Source organism: Streptomyces sp. NPDC005551, assembly GCF_042871785.1.
Lineage (GTDB): Bacteria > Actinomycetota > Actinomycetes > Streptomycetales > Streptomycetaceae > Streptomyces.
In genome coordinates this window covers 391,946-416,887 of sequence record NZ_JBIAJE010000001.1, presented here as the reverse complement: position 1 = coordinate 416,887, position 24,942 = coordinate 391,946, and the positions used below count along the sequence as shown (strand labels likewise).

Annotated in this window: 13 protein-coding genes; 1 reads left to right on the top strand and 12 read right to left on the bottom strand. The window is 69.2% G+C overall.

All coding sequences use genetic code 11. The features are described 5' to 3' along the window. Nucleotides 1-82 precede the first annotated feature (82 nt). The 10 genes from ACFYP4_RS01590 to ngcE form a co-directional block, all read right to left on the bottom strand. Nucleotides 83-1,549 carry a glycosyltransferase family 39 protein gene (locus ACFYP4_RS01590; RefSeq protein ID WP_358853107.1) on the bottom strand — a complete coding sequence of 489 codons (1,467 nt, stop codon included), beginning with the start codon at nt 1,547-1,549 and terminating at the stop codon, nt 83-85. Between the two features lie 73 nt (nt 1,550-1,622). Then, nucleotides 1,623-3,146 (bottom strand): amino acid permease, encoded by a 1,524-nt coding sequence (locus ACFYP4_RS01585; protein ID WP_388781638.1) that lies wholly within the window; start codon nt 3,144-3,146, stop codon nt 1,623-1,625. A 145-nt stretch (nt 3,147-3,291) separates the two neighbouring features. Next, nucleotides 3,292-5,214 carry a 1-deoxy-D-xylulose-5-phosphate synthase gene (dxs, locus tag ACFYP4_RS01580; protein WP_358853105.1) on the bottom strand — a complete coding sequence of 641 codons (1,923 nt, stop codon included), beginning with the start codon at nt 5,212-5,214 and terminating at the stop codon, nt 3,292-3,294. 228 nt (nt 5,215-5,442) lie between these two features. Next, nucleotides 5,443-6,735: a sugar ABC transporter permease gene (locus ACFYP4_RS01575; protein ID WP_358853104.1), complete on the bottom strand. Its 1,293-nt coding sequence runs from the start codon at nt 6,733-6,735 to the stop codon at nt 5,443-5,445. After that, nucleotides 6,732-7,523 (bottom strand): ATP-binding cassette domain-containing protein, encoded by a 792-nt coding sequence (locus ACFYP4_RS01570; protein WP_358853103.1) that lies wholly within the window; start codon nt 7,521-7,523, stop codon nt 6,732-6,734. Before ACFYP4_RS01570 ends, ACFYP4_RS01575 begins: the two co-directional genes overlap by 4 nt. A 186-nt stretch (nt 7,524-7,709) precedes the next feature. Next, nucleotides 7,710-8,816 carry a substrate-binding domain-containing protein gene (locus tag ACFYP4_RS01565; RefSeq protein ID WP_358853102.1) on the bottom strand — a complete coding sequence of 369 codons (1,107 nt, stop codon included), beginning with the start codon at nt 8,814-8,816 and terminating at the stop codon, nt 7,710-7,712. Nucleotides 8,817-8,948: 132 nt separating this feature from the next. Next, nucleotides 8,949-10,148, bottom strand: coding sequence for an ROK family transcriptional regulator (locus tag ACFYP4_RS01560; protein WP_358853101.1), 1,200 nt, complete (start codon nt 10,146-10,148; stop codon nt 8,949-8,951). A gap of 289 nt (nt 10,149-10,437) precedes the next feature. Further along, complete coding sequence (locus tag ACFYP4_RS01555; RefSeq protein WP_358853100.1) at nt 10,438-11,358, bottom strand: carbohydrate ABC transporter permease; 921 nt, start codon at nt 11,356-11,358, stop codon at nt 10,438-10,440. Next, entirely contained in the window at nt 11,358-12,281 is a 924-nt protein-coding gene (locus tag ACFYP4_RS01550; RefSeq protein ID WP_358853142.1) for a sugar ABC transporter permease, read from the bottom strand. The genes ACFYP4_RS01555 and ACFYP4_RS01550 overlap by 1 nt, the downstream gene beginning before the upstream one ends. A gap of 59 nt (nt 12,282-12,340) precedes the next feature. Next, nucleotides 12,341-13,792 (bottom strand): N-acetylglucosamine/diacetylchitobiose ABC transporter substrate-binding protein, encoded by a 1,452-nt coding sequence (gene ngcE, locus ACFYP4_RS01545; protein WP_358853099.1) that lies wholly within the window; start codon nt 13,790-13,792, stop codon nt 12,341-12,343. A gap of 442 nt (nt 13,793-14,234) precedes the next feature. Here ngcE and ACFYP4_RS01540 point away from each other — a divergent pair, with 442 nt between their 5' ends. After that, nucleotides 14,235-18,035, top strand: coding sequence for a GH92 family glycosyl hydrolase (locus ACFYP4_RS01540; protein ID WP_388781632.1), 3,801 nt, complete (start codon nt 14,235-14,237; stop codon nt 18,033-18,035). 95 nt (nt 18,036-18,130) lie between these two features. Here ACFYP4_RS01540 and ACFYP4_RS01535 read toward each other — a convergent pair whose 3' ends face one another. Together ACFYP4_RS01535 and ACFYP4_RS01530 are read right to left on the bottom strand one after the other, a co-directional pair. Further along, complete coding sequence (locus ACFYP4_RS01535; protein ID WP_388781629.1) at nt 18,131-21,409, bottom strand: GH92 family glycosyl hydrolase; 3,279 nt, start codon at nt 21,407-21,409, stop codon at nt 18,131-18,133. A gap of 667 nt (nt 21,410-22,076) precedes the next feature. Further along, a complete protein-coding gene (locus tag ACFYP4_RS01530; RefSeq protein WP_358850303.1) occupies nt 22,077-24,911 on the bottom strand; it encodes an aconitate hydratase in 2,835 nt (944 codons plus the stop codon). Nucleotides 24,912-24,942: the final 31 nt, after the last annotated feature.

Here is a 24,942-nt window from a genome sequence, read left to right as displayed (position 1 = left end):
GTACGGCCCGCCCTGCCGCCGAACGCGTACGGCGGGCCCTGTCCGGCGCGCGTACGGCCGCCCTCGCCCGGCGTCCGTACGGTCAGTTGCGGCCTCGCGCCGGTACGTACAGCACCGCGCCCGCAACCTCCCCCACCGCCTCGTACCGGGCCGCAAGGAGCCGGCGCAGTGAGGGCACGCGCTCCGGCCGGTACGGTCCGTCGCCCGAGTCGTCGACGATGAGCGTCGGCGGACGAGCGTCCAGCTCCCCGCGGAAGACCGGCCAGGCGCCCTCGACACCGTACTTCTCGCCGACCCGGGGGCCGCTGCGGCCGCCGCTGTAGTTGGTGAGGAGGCCCGCGGTCAGATAGCGGCTGGCGGGAGCCCGGCCGGCGAGCCAGTAGACCTCCGGGTGTATGCCCCACACCAGGACGCGGTCGCCTGGTTCCGTCCGGCGGGCCACCGTGTCCGCGAGGCGCTGTGCGTGCGTGAGGCCGGACCGGGGGGCCAGCACGCCCCACGTCAGGAACAGCGCGCAGCAGCAGACCGACGTCACCACGGCGCGCACCCGCCGCCCGCGCGGCAGGCTCTGCAGTGCCGCCGTCGCCAACAGCGCCATCGGCGGGACGAGTTGCAGGTAGTAGTGCCCGAAGAAGTGGAACCCCAGGCACACCGCGGCGGCCGAGGCGGCGAGCCACAGCCAGAGCTCCGCGGGACCGCTGCGGGCGGAGCGCAGCACGCGGACGACCGGCGGGATCAGCCCCGCGCAGGCCACGGCCAGGATCGCGGCGTTGACCGACCCCCGTGCCAGCACGTGCAGTTCGGAACCGGTGAAGCTGGCGTACGCGCCCGAGCCGGTGACCGTCCAGAACAGGAAGCCCGACGGGTCGGTGAGCAGCGCGGCGCCCAGCACCGGCACGGTCGCGCCCAGGCCCGTACGCAGCAGGGCCGTTCGTGGGCCGGCGTCCCGGTACAGCAGCCACAGCACCGGCACGAGCACCGCTCCGCCGGTCTGTTTCATGAGGAACGCGCACGCGACGGCCGCCCCGGCCGCACCCCAGCGGCGCCGGTCCGCGCACCACATCGCCGCGGCCGTGCACGGCAGCATGAACACCTCGAAGGTGGCGGCCTGCGCGTCCTCGGGGTTGAGTCCGACGGAGGCCAGCAGGTACAGCGTTCCCGCCGTACGGCCGGCCGTGTCCCCCCACCGGCGCCGGGCCAGGGACGCCAGGAGTACGGCGGTCAGCAGCTGTGCCAGGGCCGCGAGGACCCGTACCGGGGTCAGCGAGTCGGAGCCGAAGAGCGCGAAGGCGCCCTCGTAGAGCCACGGCACCAGCGGCGGCTTGCGGTCCACGACCGTCTCGTACAGCTCTCCCCCGTCGGCGAGCAGCCGCGCCTGTACGGCGAGATACCCCTCGTCCGGGTTCCACAGCGGCCGCAGGAAGGAGGGAACGCGCGTGACGCAGGTCAGCAGCGCCAGCGCGGGGAGCAGGCGCCCCCAGTAGCCGGGGTCCGTGCGCGGCCGGAGCGCGGGGGCGGAGCGTGGCGGGGCGAGGGGGCCGGCGGGCATACGGTGCACGCTATCCGGCCCCGCGGTCTCCGCCGGTGCGGGACATACGGGGCCGGGGCGGGAATCGGTCGGATCACTCGGTGGTGCGGCCGGGCGGCGGAACCGCGCCGCCCGCCGCGGCCTCCTGGCTCCTGCCGAGGCGGCTGTGCGAACGCCCGTACAGGAAGTACACGAGGAAACCGATCGCCATCCAGATGCCGAACCGCAGCCAGGTCTCGGCGGGCAGGTTCAGCATCAGCCACAGCGAGGCGAGGACCGACAGGATCGGCAGGACGGGCACCAGCGGGGTGCGGAAGGAGCGGGGCAGGTCGGGACGCGTACGGCGCAGGATGATCACGCCGACGGCGACGACGACGAAGGCGAACAGCGTGCCGATGTTCACCAGCTCGGCGAGCTCGCTCAGGCTGGTGAAGCCGGCCACGATCGCGATGATGACGCCGAGCAGGATGGTCGGCCGGTGCGGGGTCCTGAAGCGCGGGTGGACCCGCGAGAAGAAGCGGGGCAGCAGTCCGTCGCGGCTCATCGCGAAGAAGACCCGGGTCTGCCCGAGCAGCAGGATCATGCAGACGGTGGTGAGGCCGACGGCGGCTCCGAAGCTGATGAAGCCGGCGAACCAGGGGTGTCCGGTGGCCTTGAAGGCGTCGGCGAGCGGGGCGTCCACGGACAGCTGCTTGTAGTTCTGCATGCCGGTGACGACGATCGACACGGCGACGTACAGCGTCGTGCAGATGAGGAGCGAGCCGAGGATGCCGCGGGGCATGTCGCGCTGCGGGTTCTTCGTCTCCTCGGCGGCCGTGGCCACGACGTCGAAGCCGATGAAGGCGAAGAAGACGACCGAGGCGGCGGTGAAGATGCCCATCACGCCGAAGTTGGAGGGCGCCCAGCCGAACATCAGCTGGATGAGCGGGGAGTCGAGGCCGCCGCCCGCCTCCACCGGCTTCGCCTTCGGGACGAACGGGTCGTAGTTCTTGCCCTCGATGAAGAAGGCGCCGGCGACGATCACGACCAGGACGACCGTCACCTTGATGGCGACCACGACGGCGGTGACCCGCGCGGAGAGCTTCGTGCCGACCACGAGGATGGCGGTGAGCACCAGGACCAGGGCGGCGGCGAGGATGTCGAAGCCGAAGCCGTCGGCGCCCTCCCGTCCGCTGAGTGCCGCGGGCAGATGCCATCCGGCGTTGTCGAGCAGCGAGGCGACGTACCCGGACCAGCCGACCGCGACCACCGCCGTGCCGAGGGCGAATTCGAGGACGAGGTCCCAGCCGATGGTCCAGGCGGGCAGTTCGCCGAGGGAGGCGTACGAGAAGGTGTACGCCGAACCGGCGACCGGGACCGTGGACGCGAACTCGGCGTAGCACAGGGCGGCGAGCGCGCAGACGACGCCGGCCACCACGAAGGCCAGGGCCACCGCGGGACCGGCGTTGTTCTTGGCGACCGTGCCGGTGAGGACGAAGATGCCGGTGCCGATGATGACACCCACACCGAAGACGGTGAGGTCCAGAGCGGACAGCGACTTCTTGAGTGCGTGCTCCGGCTCCTCAGTGTCCGAGATCGACTGTTCGACTCTCTTCGTCCTGAAGAGGGTGGTGCTCACGGGCGTACCTCCCACGCTTGTCGTGCTCGACATGATCCGAGGGGGCTCCCGAAGCGCATGCCGCGGCGCGTGGAGGTTCACGCGAACGGGCCGGTTCCGCCACCCGTACAGGGAGGGGGAACCGGCCCAATGGACCAGTGGCGCGTCAGTCGCGGGCGGACTCCACGGCGCGGGCCGCCGGGCGCTCGAACCGTCCGTCCAGCTTGGCGACGAGACCGGTGACCTGGCGGGCGATGTCCGGGGCGGTCAGGCCGATCTCCGCCATGACCTCCTTGCGGGAGGCGTGGTCGAGGAAGCGCGGCGGGATGCCGAAGTCGCGCAGCGGCACATCGACTCCGGCGTCGCGCAGGGCCTGCGCGATCGTCGAACCGACGCCGCCGACCCGGGAGTTGTCCTCGACGGTGACGACCACACGGTGCTGCTCGGCGAGCGGGGCCATCGCCTCGTCGACGGGCTTGACCCAGCGCGGGTCGACGACGGTCGTGGAGATGCCCTGCTGGTCGAGGAGGCCCGCGATCTCCAGGCACATGGGCGCGAGGGCGCCGACGGAGACGAGCAGCACGTCGGGTGCGTCGGTGCCGGGCTCGCGCAGGACGTCCATGCCGCCTACGCGGCCCACCGCGGGTACCGCCGGGCCGACCGCGCCCTTGGAGAAGCGGACCACCGTCGGCGCGTCGTCGACCTCCACGGCCTCGCGCAGCTGGGCGCGGACCTGGTCGGCGTCGCGCGGGGCGGCCAGCCGCAGGTTCGGGACGACCTGGAGGATCGACATGTCCCACATGCCGTTGTGCGAGGCGCCGTCGGTGCCGGTGATGCCGGCGCGGTCCAGCACGAAGGTGACGCCGCACTTGTGCAGGGCGACGTCCATGAGGACCTGGTCGAAGGCGCGGTTGAGGAAGGTCGCGTAGACGGCGAAGACGGGGTGCAGCCCGCCGGTGGCGAGGCCGGCCGCGGAGACGGCGGCGTGCTGCTCTGCGATGCCGACGTCGTACACCCGCTTGGGGAAGGCCTTCGCGAACTTGTCGAGGCCGACCGGCTGGAGCATGGCGGCCGTGATGGCGACGACGTCCTCGCGCTCCCTGCCGAGCTTGACCATCTCCTCGCCGAAGACCGAGGTCCAGTCGGCGCCGGAGGTGGAGATCGGCAGGCCCGTGTCCGGGTGGATCTTGCCGACGGCGTGGAAGCGGTCGGCCTCGTCCTGGAGGGCCGGCTGGTAGCCGCGGCCCTTCTCGGTGAGGCAGTGCACGATGACCGGGCCGCCGAAGCGCTTGGCGCGGGCGAGAGCCGACTCCAGGGCCTCGATGTCGTGGCCGTCGATCGGGCCGACGTACTTCAGGCCGAGGTCCTCGAACATGCCCTGCGGGGCGATGAAGTCCTTGAGGCCCTTCTTGGCGCCGTGCAGAGTCTCGTAGAGGGGCCGGCCGACGACCGGGGTGCGCTCCAGGAGGTCCTTGCCGCGGGCCAGGAAGCGCTCGTAGCCGTCGGTGGTGCGCAGGGTCGCGAGGTGGTTGGCGAGGCCGCCGATGGTGGGGGCGTAGGAGCGCTCGTTGTCGTTGACGACGATGACCAGCGGGCGGTCCTTGGCGTCGGCGATGTTGTTGAGCGCCTCCCAGGCCATACCGCCGGTGAGGGCGCCGTCGCCGATGACCGCGACGACGTGGTCGTCCCGCTCCAGGACCTGGTTGGCCTTCGCCAGGCCGTCGGCCCAGCCGAGGACGGTGGAGGCGTGGCTGTTCTCGATGACGTCGTGCTCGGACTCGGCCTGCGAGGGGTAGCCCGAGAGGCCGCCCTTCATCTTCAGCTTCGAGAAGTCCTGGCGGCCGGTGAGCAGCTTGTGGACGTAGGACTGGTGGCCCGTGTCCCACAGGACCCGGTCCTTCGGCGACTCGAAGACGCGGTGCAGGGCGATGGTCAGCTCGACGACACCAAGATTCGGGCCGAGATGGCCGCCGGTCTTGGAGACCTCCTCGACCAGGAAGGTCCTGATCTCCTCGGCCAGCTGCGTCAGCTCTTCCAGGCTGAGCCGGTCCAGATCGCGCGGTCCCCTGATGCGGGTCAGCAGCGGCACCCGTGCCTCCTTGCAATAGAGCTGTTCGAGCTTTGCCGGGTCTGTCGAGTCTAATGTTCCGCCTCTGCCGCCGGTGCCGGGGCCATGCTTTGTACGTCACGCGAACGGTCTTACCCATTCTCGTACAAACGTTCCGCAACGAGACGCGGGGTTGCGGGTACGGCGAAGTGCCCGGCACCGCCATGGGTGCCGGGCACTTCGGTCCGGGGCCGGAAGGGGCCGGGGCTGCTAGGCGCGGCCCGCGGTCTTCTGGGTCTTGCGGGTGACGGAGTCGATGACGACGGTCGCCAGCAGAACACCACCGGTGATCATGTACTGGATCGGCGTGGCGATGCCTTCGAGGGCCAGGCCGTACTGGATCGAGGTGATCACCATGACGCCGAGCAGCGCGTTCCACGTGCGGCCGCGGCCGCCGAAGAGGCTGGTGCCGCCGATGACGGCCGCCGCGATGACGTTCATCAGAAGGTCACCGGCACCGGCGCTCTGGTTGGCCGCGGCGATCTTGGACGACCAGAACAGACCGCCGACGGCGGCGAAGAAGCCCGCGATCGCGAAGACCGAGATCCGCACGGCCGTGACGTTGATACCGGCACGGCGGGAGGCCTCGACGCTGCCGCCGAGCGCGAAGATCTTGCGGCCGTATCCCGTGCGGCGCAGCAGGAAGTCGGTGCCGACCAGGACCAGCACGAAGAGCAGCAGGGCCAGGGGCAGGCCCTTGTACTGGTTGAACATGACCGCCGCGGCGTATCCGACGATCGCGAGCAGCACCGTGCGCAGCACGATCTCGCTGAGCGGCCGGGACGGGATGCCCGCGGCCTCGCGGCGCCGGCTGTCCAGGAACGAGGTCACGAAGAAGACCACGACCGCGACCGTGGCGAGGCCGTAGGCCACCGCGACGTCCGAGAAGTAGTACGTGGTCAGCTTGCCGACCACGCCGTCGCTGTCGATGTTGATCGTGCCGTTCTCGCCCAGGATCTGGAGCATGAAGCCGAGCCAGAACAGCAGGCCGGCCAGGGTGACCGCGAACGCGGGCGCCCCGATCCTGGCGAAGAAGAAGCCGTGGATCGCGCCGATGGCCGCGCCGCTGGCGAGAGCGATGACCACCGCCAGCCACTCGTTCATGCCGTGCGTGACGCTGAGCACGGCGGTGATGGCGCCCGCGACACCGCTGACCGAGCCGACCGACAGGTCGATCTCGCCGAGCAGCAGCACGAAGATGATGCCGACGGACATCATGCCGGTGGCGACCATCGCGACCGCGATGTTGTTGAGGTTCTCGGAGGAGAGGAACGCCGAGTTCAGGCTCTGGAAGATCGCGCAGATGACGATCAGACCGACGACGACCGGGAGGGAACCCAGGTCACCGGCGCGCATCTTGCGCTTGAACTCGTCGAGGTAGCCGGCGAAGCCGCGCTCGCGCACGAGCAGCCGGGGGTCGACGGCGGTCACCGCGGCGGCGGCGGCCTCGGGGTTCTCGACGGCGTGCTCGTCGGAGGTGGCGGAGGTCTTGTCGATGCTCACTTCTGAGCCTCCCCGTTGGTGCGCGCCGCACGACGGGTCACGGCGTTGTCCGTGGCACCGGTGATGGCGGAGATGATCTCTTCCTGCGAGGTCGTCTTGACCTCGAAGATGCCGTTGTTCCGGCCGAGCCGGAGCACGGCCACCTTGTCGGCGACAGCCTTCACGTCGGCCATGTTGTGGCTGATGAGGAGGACCGCGTGGCCGCGCTCGCGCAGCCGCTCGACCAGGTCGAGGACCTGTGCCGTCTGTTCCACACCGAGGGCGGCGGTGGGCTCGTCGAGGATGACCAGCTTCGGCTCGCCGAGCATGGAACGGGCGATGGCCACGGTCTGGCGCTGACCGCCGGAGAGCGAGGCGATCGGGATGCGCACGCTGGGGATGCGGATCGACAGCGTCTGGAGCAGCTCGCGGGAGCGGCGCTCCATCTCGACCTCGTTCAGGATGCCGCGCTTCTTCAGCTCACGGCCCAGGTAGAGGTTGCCGACGACGTCGATGTTGTCGCACAGCGCGAGGTCCTGGTAGACCGTCGCGACGCCCAGGTTCTGCGCGTCGTGCGGCTTGTTGATCTGGACGGCCTTGCCGTCCCACTCGATGACGCCTTCATCGATGGGGTGCACGCCGGCGATCGTCTTGACCAGCGTGGACTTTCCGGCGCCGTTGTCGCCCACCAGGGCGACCACTTCACCGGCGTGGACCTCAAGCTCTACGTCGGTGAGCGCCTGGACGGCACCGAACCGCTTGGAGACCCCGCGCAACGCCAGCACGGGCGTAGCGGACACGTGAACCATCTCCTTCGCCGCCTGGCCGGGCGGGAGGTTGTGCAGAAGTGTGGGAGGGGGGTGTTGTTCGCTCCGGCGCCCCGCCCGAGCTTGCGGGGCTGGTGAGTGCGGGGCGCCGGAGGAGCTTTTTGTGCGCAGGTCCCGTGGGGGAGTCCGGGAGCGGATTCCCCCGTACGGGACGGAACCTGCGGCTGGTTACTTCAGGCCGGCCTTGTCGCAGGCGGCCTTGTACTTGGCGGTGCAGATGTCGTCGACCGTGTAGACGCCGTCCTTGACGACGGTGTCCTTGACGTTGTCCTTGGTCAGCGAGGTGACGGGGACGAGCACCGACGGGACGCCCTTGGTGGTCGGGCTGTCGACCGAGTCCTTGGCGATGTCGCCGAGGTCCTTGCCCTGGGCGAGCGCGACGGCCATCTCGGCGGCGGCGTCGGCCTCGGGGGCGTAGGGCTTGTAGACGCTCATGTACTGCTCACCCGCGATGATGCGCTGCACGCCCGCGAGCTCGGCGTCCTGGCCGGTGACCGGCGGGAGCGGGGTGACGCCCGCGGACTTGAGGGCGGTGATGATGCCGCCCGCCATGCCGTCGTTCGCGGAGTACACGCCGACGATGTTCTTCTTGCCGACGGCGGAGATCGCCGCGTCCATGTTGCTGTTGGCGTTCTCCGGCTTCCACTCCTTGGTGTCGTACGACTTCGCGATGGCGACCTTGCCCTTGAGCTCGGCCAGCGCGCCCTTCTTGAAGAGGGCGGCGTTCGGGTCGGTGATCGCGCCGTTCATCATGACGATCTTGGCGGAGGGCTTGGCCTTGTCACCCAGGGCCTCCAGGAGCGCCTTGCCCTGGACGTGACCGACCTCTTCGTTGTCGAAGGAGGTGTAGGCCTTGATCGGGCCCTCGGCGAGGCGGTCGTACGCGACGACCGGGATGCCGGCCTCGTCGGCCTTCTTCACCGAGTTGGCGATGGCCTTGGAGTCGACGGCGTCGACGATGAGGACGTCCACCTTGTTGGTGATCATCGTGTCGACCTGCTGCGACTGGGTGGTCGCGTCCTGCTTGGCGTTGGCGTAGACGAGCTCGCCCTTGTTGTTCGTCAGCTCCTTGATCTTGTTCTCGATCAGGGGCTTGTCGAACTTCTCGTAACGCGCGGTCTGGTTCTCCGGGAGGAGCAGACCGACCTTGATCGCGTCACCCTTCTTGGCGGAGCTGGAACTGTCACTTCCACCGTCGGCCTTGTCCGCACTGCCACAAGCGGCCAGCGAAACGGCCATCGCACCAGCGGCGACGGCTACAGCTGCACTACGCATACGCGTGTTCACTTCAGAACCTCCCTGACGAGGCCGCGACGTTGCGGCCGAGGTGGCTGGAAGTCAACTCGGCCGCACGTGCGACGTCAAGAAGTAAATCCTTAACGAGATGGCAACGGTGCCATCCGTTCTCTAAGTGAAGGCAGGCGTGGCAGCCGTCAGAGACCCGTCCAAAAGGGTCGAATCACCCATCTCGCTGAGCGCGAGAGCGAGTGCCCCGAGGACCTCCGCACGGCCTCCAAGAGCCCCTGGCAACACCGAGAGTTGACGCGCGGCGCTGGGGATCGCGTACCGGCCGACCGACTCCCTGATGGGCCCGAGAACCAGCTCCCCGGCCTCGGCGAGATCGCCGCCGAGAACCACCCGGCTCGGGTTCAGCAAGTTACAGAGATTCGCGACTCCACTGCCGATGTGGCGGCCGACGTCGGCGATCACCCGACGGCAGCCCGGATCACCGTCCCGCGCCAGCCTGACGACGCCTTCCATGGTCAGATCCGTACCGTGACTGGACTGGAGGAGCGGCAGCACATAGCGCGCCGCCGCGAAGGTCTCCAGGCAGCCGCGGTTACCGCAACGGCAGACCGGGCCGGACTCGTCAAGAGTAATATGCCCGATTTCTCCCGCCGTGCCACCCGGGCCGCGGTAGATCTTGCCGCTGATCACCAGACCGGCGCCGACGCCGCTGGCGACCTTGATGTACGCCAGGTCCCTGACGCCCCGGCCGCTCCCCCACACCAGCTCGCCGAGGGCGCCCAGGTTCGCGTCGTTGTCCACGTGCACGGGCACGCCGAGCCGCCCCCGCAGCTCCTCGGCGGGCCGCGCGCCGGTCCAGCCCGGCAGGATGGACGTGGAGCCCAGCGTGCCGGACTCCACGTCGATCGGGCCGGGCACGCCGAGGCCCACGCCGGCGATCTTCGACCGGTCGACTCCTGTCGCCGCGATCAGGCGGCTGACCAGTTCCTCCGCCCGGTCGAAACCCTGCGGCGCGGAGGCGTCGACATCCAGGGGCTCGGACTCCTCGGCAAGCACCTGATGGGCCAGATTCCCGATCGCGACGCGCAAATGCGTGTGCCCGAAGTCCACGCCGATGACGATGCCGGCGTCTCCGCTGAGCGACACGCTGCGGGCTCTGCGACCGCCCGCCGAGGTGGGCGTGACCTCGACCGTTCCCCCGTCCTTGAGCTCCCGCACGATGTTGGAGACCGTCGCTGCGGACAGGCCCGTCGTCCTCGCGATCTCCGCCTGCGTGAGCGACCCGGCAAGGCGCACCGCACGGACGACGCGCTCCAGATTTGCTCGGTGCAGCGACGACTGCGACCCCGGAGTCTCCATCGACTCATCCACTCCTGCCCTCAGCCGGACGGCGAAGATGCCGCCCTTGTGACCCGGGCCACAGCAGCGGGACCCGGGTCACTTACAAGTTGTGAACTCCAAGCTCCGCTGAACGGGTTACCGCAGTCAAGTCCTTGAGGGAAATCGGGTGCAACCTGCCGGACCGCACACAGACGTGTCGGCGCCGGCCCGGGTTCACGGGCACGACGCCGACACGTGAAGGGACAGGGCCCCTCAGGACACCGCAGGGCTGCCGATCCGGGCCGACGGACGCTGCGTGGTCACTCCGCTACTTCAGGGCTCCCGCGGTCAGACCCTGCACCACCTGGCGCTGGAAGACGATGTACGCGGCGAGGACGGGCAGCATCGCCATCACGAGGCCGGCGAACAGTCCCGACCAGTCGCCCTTGTACCCCTGGCTGGTCGCGAGCTCGACCAGTCCCTGGGAGAGCACCTTCTTGTCCGGGTCGGTGTTCAGCACCGTCGGGAGCATGTACTGGTTCCACTGCCCGAGGAAGTTGAAGATCCCGACGCTGATCAGGCCCGGCTTGGCCATCGGCAGCATGATCTGGAAGAAGGTCCTGGTGTGCGACGCCCCGTCGACGAACGCCGCCTCGGCGATCGAGGTCGGCAGCGTCCTGAAGAACGAGGTCAGGAAGAACACCGTGAAGGGCAGCGAGTAGGCGATGTAGACGAGGATCAGACCCGGGAGCGTGTTCAGCAGCCGCATGTTGTTCAGCACGTAGAACAGCGGTACCAGGGCCAGCATCACGGGGAAGCTCATGCCCCCGACGAAGAGGTAGTAGACGAAGCGGTTGCCCGGGAAGTCGAAGCGGGCCAGGACATAGGCCGCCATCGAGCCGAGCACGAGCGTGCCGGCCAGCGAGAAGCCCACCACGATCAGGGTGTTGGCGAAGTAGTCGCTCATGTGCGCCTGCGACCAGGCACGCGACCAGTTGTCGAAGTGCAGCTTGTCGGGCAGCGACCAGGGGGAGCTGAAGATCGAGTCGTCGTCCTTGAAGGACGTCATCACCGCCCACAGCAGCGGCATCACGACCATGATCGCCCAGAGGACGAGGACGCCGTGGGAGAAGACGTTGAGGACTCCTCGCTCACTGCTCCTGGCCGGCTCGGGCGCGCCCGGCTTCCCGGTCACCGGGGAGTGGTCCTGTACCGGGCCCACCGGCGGCGGGATCTCAGTGGTTTTCATCAGAACTCCAGCCGCTCGCGCCGGCCCAGCCGCATCACGACAGCCGCGAACAGCAGCGTGACGACGAGCAGGGCGACCCCGATCGTTGTTGCGTAGGCGGCGTTCGCGTCACGGAACGCCGATTGGTACACGTACAGCGGAAGGACCGTCGTCGAGTAGTCCGGTCCGCCGGGGCCCACCGTCATGATCTGAACGGCGGCGAACGCCTCGGCGCCGAGGGACAGGATGCCCATGTAGACCCAGCCGGACTGCACGGTGTCCCAGAGCAGCGGCAGGGTGATACGGAAGAACGTGGTGAAGCGGCTCGCGCCGTCGAGGAGAGCGGCTTCGTAGAAGTCCTTCGGAATGGAGGCCATTCCCGCCGAGAACAGCACCACGAAGAATCCGACGGTGCTCCACAGGAGTACCGACATCACGCACCAGAGGGCGAGCCCGGGATCGCCCAGCCAGTCGGGCTGAACACTGCCGAGACCGATGGCCTTGAATGTCCCGTTGATCACGCCGTCATTCGGGTTGTACGCGAACTGGAACAGAAGAGCGACGATCGCGATCGAGAGCACCTGCGGGAAGAAGTAGGCGATCTTGTAGAAACCCGAACCCCGCACTCCGGTGATGGCGGCGCCTTTACGGCGCCGCCCGCCGACATTGAGCATGAAGGCGAAGAAGAGTGCGAGGCCCAGCGTCACCAGCGGCAGCAACAACGCGAATACGAGGCTGTGCTGCAACGACTTCCAGAAGACGTCGTCGTCCAGCATTCTGGTGTAGTTCGCGAAACCGACCATCTTGAAGTCGGGGCTCAGGCCGGTCCAGTCCGTGAACGAATAGTAGATCGCCTGGATGAACGGCCAGATCACGAAGATCGCGTACAAGGCCAGAGGGGTCACCAGGAACCCCGTGATGAACCGGTACTTGCCGTGTTGCATGGTCACCGACCCCGATCGTTGCGCGGGTGCCGCCGCTGATGACGCGTCCGCACGTGCTGCTACTGGTGCTTGTAGTGCTTGATGGACTGGTCCTTGGCCGCCGCGTCCGCGTACGCCTGAATCTTCTTGATGGCCTCGACCGGGGTCAGTCGCCCTGCCATCATCTCGCCGAGACCGGAGACACCGATCTGCTCCTTCTGGAGCTTCACGTACCAGTCCTGCAGACGCGGGTTGACCACGTTGTCGCCGGCCTTGTCCAGGGCCGCGACGCCGGACTTGAGACCCGGAGTCAGCTCGATTCCGTCGGTGCCGCCGTTGAACGCGGTGAGCGACTTGACCTGGCTGGTGAAGTTCTTCGACGAGGCCTCGCTGAGCATGATGCGCAGCTGCTCCATGCCGCCCTCGGGGTTGTTCGCCTTGGCGGGCACGATGAAGGGTTCACCGCCGGACGCCCAGATGGTGCCGAACGGCATCTTGTCCGAGCTGTCCAGGCCGGACGGACCGCTGACGGCCAGGTTGAAGTCCGCGGGGATGACCTTCGCGGACTCGTTCTCCACCCAGGAACCGTTGGGGATGAAGAGCGCCTTGCCCTTGGCCCACGCGGTCTGCGACTGGATGTGGTCGATGCCCGGGGTGCCCTTGAGGATGTAGCCCTTCTTGTAGAGCTCGTAGTACGCCTCGAACGCGGCCTTGACGGCCGGGTCCTTCCAGGCGTTCGGCTCCAGGTTGTCGATCCTGTCGAGGACCTCCCGGCCACCGATCTTCGCGATGAAGGGGTACAGCGAGAACGGCAGGTAGTACGGGTACTTGCCCGCGTACGTCCAGCCGGCGATGCCCTTCTTCTTCGCCTTCGCGCACAGCGCGAGCATGGCGTCCCAGTCCTCGGGATACTCGGAGTCGAGCTTCTCCAGGGCGGTCTGCGAATACCAGACGCCGTAGACCGTGTACGCGTAGTACATGATCCAGACGGGGTCGCCGTCGAACTGGCCCATCTCGACGATGCCGGGACGCAGGGTGTCGCGGACCTTCTTCGCCGGGTCGTCGATCGACGGCGCGTCGAGGAGCGGGGTGAGGTCGGTCAGCTGCTTCTTGCCGACGAGCACGCCCATGTCCATCTGCTGGGCGCCCGAGTTGTCGATCAGGTCCGGCGGCGTGCCCCCGTTGAACTTGGGCTGCAGCTCGGACTGGATCTTCTGGGTCTTGTGGAAATCGATCTTGACCTTCGGGTACGCCTTCTTGTACTCGGCGTTCGCGTCCGTCGCGTACTTCGTACCGAAACCACCGTCGAAGATGACGACGGCGAGCGGGGCGGTCGCGTTGACGCCCAGCGGGTTCTTCGTCGTCTTCTTGCCGGTCTTGGCCTTGTCCTCGGAACCGCCGTCCCCGCTGGCACACGCGGACAGGAAGCTCATCGTCGGGACGGAGATCAGGCCGAGCGCGGCGGACCGCTTGATCAGTGCGCGGCGGCCGACACCCTCGGTGTTGCTGTTCTCGGCGGAAGTGGATCCCATGCTCAAGTCCTCGCCTTCTCCAGGACTCAGGCGGTGAACCGGATCCTCCCCGGCACCGCGGTGTGGTGAAGCTGGGGTCGTGCGTGGGGGATTCAGCTGGACGGCACGGCATTCGGCGCACTGGGCGCGGTCCGCGACATCGAGATTCCCCCCGGGGCCTGCCTGCCTCCCGACCATCGGAGACGGCGGAGCAGATGCCGACAGGTATAGTCCACTTCCCGTCGGCGGAGCAAGATCGAATGCAGGTTTGCCCGTGGGTCTTTTCCGAGTTGAGACCTCACGGAAATATGGGGCGCCTGTGCACTCCCACAGAGGGAAATCCTTGACATCAGGCCCGAATGCCGCATCCAACACCCTTGACATCTCTGGCAACTTGACTCCCTACTGGTCCTTGCGCAGCGAATTTGACAACGTTGTCCAAGCGCAGGGAGGGTGCTCGCGCATGCAGAGAGCTCGGCTCAGACGGGGTTCCACGGCGGTCGTCGCAACGGCCGCCTTCGCTCTGGTGGTGGCCTCGCAAGGCGCCGCCGTCGCGCGGCCGGCCGAAAGGGCGTCCGCCGACCAGGAGTTCGCCTCCTCTTTCGAAACGGCTGATCCCGCACCGGACTGGCTGAACACGGTCGATACCGCACCGGACGGGACGAAACGCGCCGCCGGGGTCGACGGCGGCTACAGCAGCGGCATCCCGGGCAACGTCAGCGATCACGTCACGGACGTCCGGGCCAGCGGCGAGAACGCGGGCGGCGGCGAGGTGAAGGAGAACCTCGTCGACGGGGAGTCCAGCACCAAGTGGCTCACCTTCGCGCCCACCGGCTGGGTGGAGTTCGACCTGGACGCCCCGGTCAAGCTGGTCACGTACGCGCTGACGTCCGCCAACGACCACGACGAGCGCGACCCGAAGGACTGGATCCTGCAGGGCTCGGCGGACGGCAAGGACTGGAAGGACCTGGACAGCCGCTCGGGCGAGTCCTTCTCCGCACGGTTCCAGACGAAGTCGTACGATCTCGCGGAACCCGCCGAGTACCGGCACTTCCGGTGGCAGGTCACGAGGAACAACGGCGCCTCGGACGCCACGCAGCTCTCCGACCTCCAGTTCTCCGTCGGTGGCAGCGACGACCCGGCGCCGAGGGACATGCTGTCGCTGGTGGACCGCGGCCCGAGCGGCTCCCCGACCGCGAAGGCGGGCGCGGGCTTCACCGGCAAGCGGGCCCTGCGCTACGCGGGTACGCACAAGGTGGACGGCCACGCCTACTCGTACAACAAGGTCTTCGACGTGAACGTCGCGGTGGGCCGGAACACCGAGCTGTCGTACCGGATCTTCCCGTCGATGGCGGACGGCGACCGGGACTACGACGCCACCAACGTCTCCGTGGACCTCGCGTTCACGGACGGCACCCACCTCAGCGACCTGAAGGCGACCGACCAGCACGGGTTCGCGCTGACCCCGCAGGGTCAGGGCGCCTCGAAGGTCCTGTACGTCAACCAGTGGAACAACGTCCGCTCCCGGATCGGCTCCGTCGCCGCGGGCCGCACCGTGGACCGCATACTCGTCGCCTACGACTCCCCCAAGGGACCTGCGAAGTTCCGCGGCTGGGTCGACGACATCGCCGTGAAGGCCGTCGCGCCCGAGAAGCCCAAGGCGCATCTGTCGGACTACGCGCTGACCACCCGCGGCACCAATTCCAGCGGCGGCTTCTCGCGCGGCAACAACTTCCCGGCGACGGCCGTGCCGCACGGCTTCAACTTCTGGACGCCGGTCACCAACGCGGGCTCGCTGAGCTGGCTCTACGACTACGCCCGCGCGAACAACGCGGACAACCTGCCCACCATCCAGGCGTTCAGCGCGAGCCACGAGCCGAGCCCGTGGATGGGCGACCGGCAGACCTTCCAGGTGATGCCGTCGGCCGCGTCCGGCGCCCCCGACACCGGCCGCACCGCCCGCGCGCTCGCCTTCCGGCACGAGAAGGAGACGGCCCGCCCCTACTACTACGGGGTCACGTTCGAGAACGGACTCAAGGCGGAGATGGCGCCGACGGACCACGCCGCCGCACTGAAGTTCACCTATCCCGGCGACGACGCGAGCGTCGTCTTCGACAACGTCACCGACCAGGCCGGTCTCACCCTCGACAAGGAGAGCGGGACCTTCACCGGCTACTCGGACGTGAAGTCCGGGCTGTCCACCGGCGCCACCCGGCTGTTCGTGTACGGCGTCTTCGACGCGCCGGTGACGGAGGGCACGTCGTCGGGCGTCAAGGGCTATCTGAAGTTCGAGCCGGGCGCCGACCGCTCGGTCACCCTGCGCCTGGCCACCTCGCTCATCAGCATCGACCAGGCGAAGGACAACCTGCGCCAGGAGATCCCCGGCGGCACCTCGTTCGGCGCCGTCAAGACGCGGGCGCGGCAGCAGTGGGACGCGATCCTCGGCAAGGTCGAGGTCGAGGGCGCGACCCCCGACCAGCTGACCACGCTCTACTCCAGCCTGTACCGGCTGTACCTCTACCCCAACTCCGGTTTCGAGAAGGTCGGTTCCAAGTACCAGTACGCCTCGCCGTTCTCGCCGATGCCGAACCCGGACTCGCCGACGCACACCGGCGCGAAGATCGTCGACGGCAAGGTGTACGTCAACAACGGCTTCTGGGACACCTACCGGACGACCTGGCCGGCGTACTCGCTGCTGACCCCCGGCCAGGCCGGCGAGATGGTCGACGGCTTCGTGCAGCAGTACAAGGACGGCGGCTGGACCTCACGCTGGTCCTCGCCCGGCTACGCGGACCTGATGACCGGCACCTCGTCGGACGTGGCGTTCGCGGACGCGTACGTGAAGGGTGTCGACTTCGACGCGGAGTCGGCGTACCAGGCGGCCGTGAAGAACGCCACCGTGGTGCCGCCCTCCTCGGGCGTGGGCCGCAAGGGCATGTCGACCTCGCCCTTCCTCGGCTACACGAGCACGGACACGCACGAAGGCCTCTCGTGGGCGCTGGAGGGCTACCTCAACGACTACGGCATCGCCAAGATGGGCCAGGCCCTCTACAAGAAGACCGGCAAGAAGAAGTACAAGGAGGAGTCCGCGTACTTCCTCAACCGGGCCCAGGACTACGTCAACCTCTTCGACTCCGAGGCCGGGTTCTTCCAGGGCCGCGAGGCGAAGGGCGACTGGCGGGTCGAGTCCTCCAAGTACGACCCGCGTGTGTGGGGTTACGACTACACCGAGACGAACGGCTGGGGCTACGCGTTCACCGCGCCCCAGGACAGCCGGGGCCTGGCGAACCTGTACGGCGGACGCAGCGGTCTGGCGGACAAGCTCGACACCTACTTCGCGACGCCGGAGACGGCCTCGCCGGAGTTCGTCGGCTCGTACGGCGGGGTCATCCACGAGATGACGGAGGCCCGTGACGTACGGATGGGCATGTACGGGCACTCCAACCAGGTCGCGCACCACGTCAATTACATGTACGACGCGGCGGGCAAGCCCTGGAAGACGCAGAAGAACGTCCGCGAGGTGCTCTCACGCCTCTACACCGGCAGCGAGATCGGCCAGGGCTACCACGGCGACGAGGACAACGGCGAGCAGTCGGCCTGGTACCTCTTCTCCTCCCTCGGCTTCTATCCGCTGGTGATGGGCAGCGGCGAGTACGCCGTGGGCTCCCCCCTGTTCACCAAGGCGACCGTGCACCTGGAGAACGGCCGGGACCTGGTGGTCAAGGCGCCCAGGAACAGCGCGAGGAACGTGTACGTGCAGGGCCTGAAGGTCAACGGCAAGAAGTGGAGGTCGACCTCGCTCCCGCACTCGCTGATCGCCAGGGGCGGGGTCCTGGAGTTCGACATGGGCTCGAAGCCGTCCTCCTGGGGTACCGGCAAGACGGACGCGCCGGTGTCCGTCACCCAGGACGACAAGGTGCCCTCGCCCCGCGCGGACACGCTCAGGGGTGACGGCGCGCTCTTCGACAACACCTCGGCGACGAACGCGAGCGTGACGTCGGTGGACCTGCCGGTCACCGCGCGGACCAAGGGAGTTCAGTACACCCTGACCTCGGCGGACCGCACGAAGGCGCCGACCGGCTGGACCTTGCAGGGCTCCTCGGACGGCACCCGCTGGTCGACCCTCGACAAGCGCTCCGGTGAATCCTTCACCTGGGACCGGCAGACGCGGGCGTTCTCGGTGGCGACACCGCGCTCGTACGCGCACTACCGCCTGGTCCTGACCGGTGAGGCGACGCTGGCGGAGGTGGAGCTGCTGTCCTGACGCACCTCCCCACGGGAGCGGGGCGGCACGGAGACTTCCTCCGTGCCGCCCCGCGGCGTGTCGGGCGCGCCCGGGGTGGGCCGGGCACGCGTGGGTCAGCCGACGGCGACCGTGAAGACGTGCAGGTCGCCGTTGTCCGGCAGCTTCACGCTCCTGATGGTCCGCCCGGCCGGTGCCTCGAAGGGCTTCGTGGCGAAGACGTACGTCGCCACCGGGTCCTTGTCGGCGCCCGCGACGTTGCGGTACGGGGTCTTGGCGACGACCTCGTTGCCGTACTGGACGGTGCCGCCTCCGCCGCCGACGGTCCAGTCGGTGAGGGCGAGGTCGACGGTGTCCGTGCCGCCGTCGGTGTAGGTGACGGTCGCCTCGGCCCGCTGGTTTCCGTTGACCGCGCTGCCGATGAAGCTCAACATGGCTGCGGGCTGCGTCAGTTCGAGGATCTGGCCGGACGCCGTCGCGTTGTCGGGGCGGCCCGCCGGGGAGTCGGGCCAGGTGAAGGCGAGGCCGCCGGAGACCGTGCCGCGCTCACCCGGCGTGAGGCCGGCCGCGGCCAGCGCCTGGCGGGAGTAGCTCCAGCCGCCGCCGTCGTAGTCCGCCTCGTCGTGGTCGCCCTCGTCGTCCGAGACGCCGGTGTTGTCGTAGGCGGCGAGGAGCGAGCCGGGCGCAGCCACCGTCAGGGCCACCGGCTGCCGGTAGGAGGACCCGCCGGACGTCACCGTCACCTGGACGTCGTAGAAGCCCTGCCGGGCGCTGTCGGCCGCCTTCAGGGTGATGTGCTGCGCCCCGTCGCGCACCGTGCCCTCGGCGGGGGTCGCCGTGACGCCGTCCGGCACGTCCACGTGGAAACGGACCTTTGGACCTGCGCCGCCGCTCAGGGCCAGTGCCTTGATGTCCAGCTCGGTGCTGCCGCCCGGCGCGAGCCTGGCCGTGGTGGGGCCCACGCCGATCTGGTACGGCTGCTCGCCGGTGCGGAAGGACGGCGGGGCGTCTTCCGGGGCGCTGCCCCACTCCTTGTCCGGGGTGCCGCTCAGCGTGTAGTCGAGGGTGCCGCCCTTGCGGACGAAGGAGGCGGGCAGCCAAGGGCGGTCACTGGAACGGCCGTCGACCTTCAGCGCGTGCACGTACGGAACGTCCGGCGCCGCTTTGGCCGCGCGGATCCTGATGTCCCCACCGCCGGGGCGGGAGATCTCGGCGCGCGGGAACAGCGGTGACGCCAGCACCAGTTCCGACCGGGAGGGGACCTGCGGGTACATGCCGAGCGAGGAGAAGACGTACCAGGAGGACATCTCCCCCAGGTCGTCGTTGCCTGGGATGCCGCCCGGCCGCGTCGACCAGAGCTGCCGCACGGCGGCCCGGACGGTCTCCTGCGTCTTGTACGGCGCGCCCGCGTAGGCGTACAGGTAGGGGACGTTGATCGACGGCTCGTTGTCCAGCTCGGACTTGTCGCCGCCGCTCCCCGTGAGGGCCCAGCCGCCGTCCGCGTCGTGGAAGAAGGTGTCGAGGCGGTCGAGCGCCTCGGCCCGGCCGCCCATCGCCGCGAAGAGACCGGCCGGGTTGTGCTGCACCATCCACGTGTACTGGGCGGCCGTCCCCTCGACGAAGCCGTTGCCGGTGGCCGGGGTGAAGCCGGTGACCCAGCTGCCGTCCGCCCTGCGGTTGGCGATGTAGCCGCCGGTGGTGTCGGCCGCGAGGTTGAAGTTGTTCTGCCACCACTGGGACCGGTCGGCGAAGGTCTTCGCGGTCCGCTTCTCCCCCGCCGCGGCGGCCAGTTGGGAGATCGCGAAGTCGGCTCCGGACATCTCCAGGGTCTCGGCCGCACCGCCCCAGGCGTTGGAGACGGACGGCATGTAGTGGTGCTTCAAGTACTTGTCGAGGGAGGGCCGCTGGCCCACCGACAGCACCGGCTTGCCCGCGGGCGACAGATCCTTCTCCGTCGGCACGGTCGCCGCCCTCACCAGCGAGTCCAGTGCCCCGCGCAGGTCGAAACGGGTGCCGCCGAAGGCACGGATCCCGGCGAGCGCGGCCGGCGAGGGGTCGCCGTTCATGACGTGGGTCCCGCTCGCTCCGTGCAGCCAGCGGTCCCAGATCCCGCCGTTCTGCCGGGCCAGCCGGAGCAGTGACTGCGCGATGTCGGAGCCGACGTCCGGGTCGAGGAGGGTCAGCAGCTGGACCTGGGAGCGGTAGACGTCCCAGCCGGAGAAGGTGCCGTACTGGGCCCGGTGCCCCCGGCCGACGACATGGACCTCGCCGTCGCCGCCCCGGTATCTGCGGTCGGCGTCACTGATGACGTTCGGGTGCAGGAGGGAGTGGTACAGCGCGGTGTAGAAGGTGGTGCGGTCGGTGTCGCTGCCGCCGCCGACCCTGATCGCGCCGAGACGTTCCCGCCAGGCCCGCCGGGCGGCCTCCCGCACGGACGCGAAGGACCGCGACCGCGGGTTCTCCGCCGCGAGGTTCGCCGCCGCGCCCGCCCGGTTCACGTACGAGATGCCGACCTTGACGTGCACGGGGCCCGCGCCGGGCGCGAACTCCACGTAGCCGCCCGCCCCCTTGCCCGCGACGGGCCGTCCGCCGTCGGCGAAGCCTCCGGTGCCGCCGCTCGCCTCGGTGGCGCCCGGGTTCAGCCTGTCGTCCTTCCAGGTGCCCGTCTCCTTGAAGTCCCGGTCGAAGCGGGCGGTGAAGTACAGGGTGTAGTAGCTGCGCCGGCCCTCCGGGTCGAGGTAGCCGCAGAAGTTGCCGGAGGTGACGGACCCGGAGACCGTGCGCGTCGCCGGGTCGATGCGCAGGTCCGAGTCGGTGGATCCGACCTCGGAGTTGGCGGTGCGGATGAGCATGGAGGCGGGTTTGTCCGCCGGGAAGGTGAAGCGGCCTGAGCCGGTGCGCGCGGTCGCGGTGAGGTCGGCGGTGACGCCGGAGGCGAGGGCGGCCCTGTAGTGACCGGGCTCGGCCGTCTCGTCGGAGTGCTTGAAGTCGGCGGCGTACACCGCGTCCTTGGTGTCGCTCGCCGGGGAGGACGTCACCTGCCCGGCGTACGGGAAGAACGGGATGTCACCGCTGCCGCCCGCACAGCCCGTGCCGGACATGTGGGTGAGGCTGAAGCCCCGGATGCGGGTGGCGTCGTAGTGGTACCCGCCGGGCGCGGCGGTGCGGGTGGCGTCGCCGCGGGTGTTCTCGGGGCTCCAGGAGAGCATGCCGAAGGGGACGACGGCGCCGGGGAAGACGTTCCCGCCGTTCCTGGTGCCGATGAGCGGGTCGACGTAGGCGGTCGGGTCGCGGACGAGGTCCGGCGGGCCGGACGCGGGCGCGGCCAGGGCGGGAGTGGCACCGCCGGCCGTCAGCACGACGGCTAGCAGCACGGATGACGGACGGAAACGCATGACGCGGCCCCTCCTCCTTCGGACGGGTCGCGCACCACGGGTCGCACAAGCCGCAGGGACAGTAACGTGCGCCACCGGTACCACGGAAGACCGCGTCCGGACCGCCCGGCGCGCGGGGCGCGCCCTCCCCGGGGTCCGGCGCCCACCCCTTCGGCGGAGAACCGTCCGTGATCTTCGGCGCAACTGGCTTGACATCGTTGTCCGTTGAGGCGGTAGAGTCATGTACAGACCATTCGACAACGTTGTCGCACACCACGGTCGCCACAAGCCACGCACCACCCCGGGCCGGCACTCCCCCCTTCGGCCGGCCCGGGCTCGCGGACCGGGTGAGTCCAAGCAGCCACCCGGTCCGCCCCGAGCCGCCGACCGCCCGAGGGCGGTGCGGACGGGCGAGGCGGGAACGGCCCCCTCGGGGCGGGTTCCGGTCCGCCACCATGGGAGCGCTCCCACCCCATGGGGAAGTTAGCGCGCACCGGCACCGCTGTAAACGGCTGTCACACGATGGACCCCACCCTGCGCACGTCTCGCACCGGAACGCACGAATCCCGCTCGCGCCCGCCGGGGCGAAGCGGTCCCCCCGCGAACGTCGAGGGCCGCACCCCCGTCCCGCGGGGATGCGGCCCTCGACCGCGTGCGCGGAAGCCCCGTAACGGGCCTCCCGGTCCGCCTACTTGCGGATCAGGCTGCGCAGCACGTACTGCATGATGCCGCCGTTGCGGTAGTAGTCCGCCTCGCCGGGGGTGTCGATGCGGACGACCGCGTCGAACTCCACGCCGGTGTCGGTGGTGACCTTCACCGTGCGCGGCGTCGTGCCGTTGTTGAGCTCCTCGACGCCGGTGAAGGAGAAGGTCTCCTCGCCGGTCAGGCCGAGGGACTCGGCGTTCTGGCCCTCCGGGAACTGGAGCGGCAGGACGCCCATGCCGATGAGGTTCGAGCGGTGGATGCGCTCGTAGGACTCGGCGATGACGGCCTTGACGCCGAGGAGCGCGGTGCCCTTGGCGGCCCAGTCGCGGGACGAGCCGGACCCGTACTCCTTGCCGGCGAGCACGACGAGCGGGATGCCCTGCTCGATGTAGTTGCGCGAGGCGTCGTAGATGAACGACACCGGGGCGTCATCCTTGGTGAAGTCGCGGGTGTAGCCGCCCTCGGTGCCCGGCGCGATCTGGTTGCGCAGGCGGATGTTGGCGAACGTGCCGCGGATCATGACCTCGTGGTTGCCTCGGCGCGAGCCGTAGGAGTTGAAGTCACGACGCTCCACACCGTGCTCGGTGAGGTACTGGCCCGCCGGGGTGTCGGCCTTGATCGCGCCGGCCGGGGAGATGTGGTCGGTGGTGACCGAGTCGCCCAGCTTGGCGAGGACGCGCGCGCCCGTGATGTCGGAGACCGGGGTGGTCTCCATCGTCATGCCCTCGAAGTACGGGGGCTTGCGGACGTAGGTGGACTGCGGGTCCCACTCGAAGGTGTTGCCGGTCGGGATCGGCAGCGCCTGCCACTGGGCGTCGCCCGCGAAGACGTCCTGGTAGGACTTGCTGAACATGTCCTCGCCGATGGCGCTGGCGACGACCTCGTTGACCTCGGCCTCGGTCGGCCAGATGTCCTGGAGGAAGACCGGCTTGCCGTCCTGGTCGGTGCCGAGCGCGTCCTTGGTGATGTCCACCTTCATGGAACCCGCGAGGGCGTACGCGACGACCAGCGGCGGGGACGCCAGGTAGTTCATCTTGACGTCGGGGTTGATCCGGCCCTCGAAGTTGCGGTTGCCGGAGAGCACCGAAGTCACGGCCAGGTCATGGTCGTTGACGGCCTTGGAGACCTCGTCCGGCAGCGGGCCGGAGTTGCCGATGCAGGTGGTGCAGCCGTAACCGACGAGGTTGAAGCCGACCTTGTCGAGGTAGGGGGTGAGGCCCGCCTTGTCGAAGTAGTCGGTGACGACCTTGGAACCGGGCGCGAGCGTGGTCTTGACCCACGGCTTGCGGGTCAGGCCCTTCTCGACGGCCTTCTTCGCGACGAGCGCGGCGGCGACCATCACGTACGGGTTCGAGGTGTTGGTGCAGGAGGTGATCGCGGCGACGGTGACGGCGCCGTGGTCGATCTCGTACGTCGAGCCGTCGGGGGCGGTCACCGTGACCGGGCTGGACGGCACGGAGGCACCGGTGACGGCGGCGTGCTCGGGGGCGCCGGCGCCGTTGTCGTCGTTGCCGTAGGCCGGGGCGTCGCTGGCCGGGAAGGACTCGGAGCTCGCCTCGTCGACCGGGGAGGCCACGCCGTGCGGCTTCTCCTGCGCGGGGACGCCCGGCTTGCGGTCGTCGCCGCCGGTCACGCCGGCCTCGACGTAGTTGAGGACGTCCTGCGCGAACTGCTCGGCCGCGTTGGCGAGGACGATGCGGTCCTGCGGGCGCTTCGGGCCGGCGATGGAGGGGACGACGGTGGAGAGGTCGAGCTCCAGCTTCTCGGAGAAGTCGGGCTCGGCGGCCGGGTCGAGCCAGAGGCCCTGCTCCTTGGCGTACGCCTCGACGAGGGCGACCTGCTGCGCGTCGCGGCCGGTCAGGCGCAGGTACTTCAGCGTCTCGTCGTCGATCGGGAAGATCGCGGCGGTGGAGCCGAACTCCGGCGACATGTTGCCGATGGTCGCGCGGTTGGCGAGCGAGGTGGCGGCGACGCCCTCGCCGTAGAACTCGACGAACTTGCCGACGACGCCGTGCCCCCGCAGCATCTCGGTGATCGTGAGGACCAGGTCGGTGGCGGTGGTGCCGGCCGGGAGCTCGCCGGTCAGCTTGAAGCCGACGACGCGCGGGATGAGCATCGAGACCGGCTGGCCGAGCATCGCGGCCTCGGCCTCGATGCCGCCGACGCCCCAGCCCAGCACACCGAGGCCGTTGACCATGGTCGTGTGCGAGTCGGTGCCGACGAGGGTGTCGGGGTACGCCTGGCCGTTGCGGACCATGACCGTGCGGGCCAGGTGCTCGATGTTGACCTGGTGGACGATGCCGGTGCCCGGGGGGACGACCTTGAAGTCGTCGAAGGCGGTCTGGCCCCAGCGCAGGAACTGGTAGCGCTCCTTGTTGCGGCCGTACTCCAGCTCGACGTTCTGCGCGAAGGCCTCGTGCGTGCCGAACTTGTCGGCGATGACGGAGTGGTCGATGACCAGCTCGGCCGGGGAGAGCGGGTTGACCTTCGCCGGGTCGCCGCCGAGCTCCTTCACGGCCTCGCGCATGGTGGCGAGGTCGACGACACAGGGCACGCCGGTGAAGTCCTGCATGATCACGCGCGCCGGCGTGAACTGGATCTCCTGCGACGGCTGCGCCTGGGAGTCCCAGCCGCCGATCGCCCGGATGTGGTCGGCGGTGATGTTCGCGCCGTCCTCGGTGCGGAGGAGGTTCTCCAGCAGCACCTTCAGGCTGTACGGCAGGCGGGCCGAACCCTCCACCTTGTCCAGCCGGAAGATCTCGTACGACTCGTCGCCCACCTGCAGCGTGCTGCGGGCGTCGAAGCTGTTCGCCGACACGACAGTCTCCTTCATATATGTGCGCGTACCC

What these genes read in the sequence shown, in the direction of transcription:
- ngcE (WP_358853099.1), bottom strand. Translation starts at nt 13,792, where the DNA reads ATGGGATCCACTTCCGCCGAGAACAGCAACACCGAGGGTGTCGGCCGC.
- ACFYP4_RS01560 (WP_358853101.1), bottom strand. Translation starts at nt 10,148, where the DNA reads ATGGAGACTCCGGGGTCGCAGTCGTCGCTGCACCGAGCAAATCTGGAG.
- ACFYP4_RS01540 (WP_388781632.1), top strand. Translation starts at nt 14,235, where the DNA reads ATGCAGAGAGCTCGGCTCAGACGGGGTTCCACGGCGGTCGTCGCAACG.
- ACFYP4_RS01555 (WP_358853100.1), bottom strand. Translation starts at nt 11,358, where the DNA reads ATGAAAACCACTGAGATCCCGCCGCCGGTGGGCCCGGTACAGGACCAC.
- ACFYP4_RS01550 (WP_358853142.1), bottom strand. Translation starts at nt 12,281, where the DNA reads ATGCAACACGGCAAGTACCGGTTCATCACGGGGTTCCTGGTGACCCCT.
- ACFYP4_RS01565 (WP_358853102.1), bottom strand. Translation starts at nt 8,816, where the DNA reads ATGCGTAGTGCAGCTGTAGCCGTCGCCGCTGGTGCGATGGCCGTTTCG.
- ACFYP4_RS01590 (WP_358853107.1), bottom strand. Translation starts at nt 1,549, where the DNA reads ATGCCCGCCGGCCCCCTCGCCCCGCCACGCTCCGCCCCCGCGCTCCGG.
- ACFYP4_RS01535 (WP_388781629.1), bottom strand. Translation starts at nt 21,409, where the DNA reads ATGCGTTTCCGTCCGTCATCCGTGCTGCTAGCCGTCGTGCTGACGGCC.
- ACFYP4_RS01570 (WP_358853103.1), bottom strand. Translation starts at nt 7,523, where the DNA reads ATGGTTCACGTGTCCGCTACGCCCGTGCTGGCGTTGCGCGGGGTCTCC.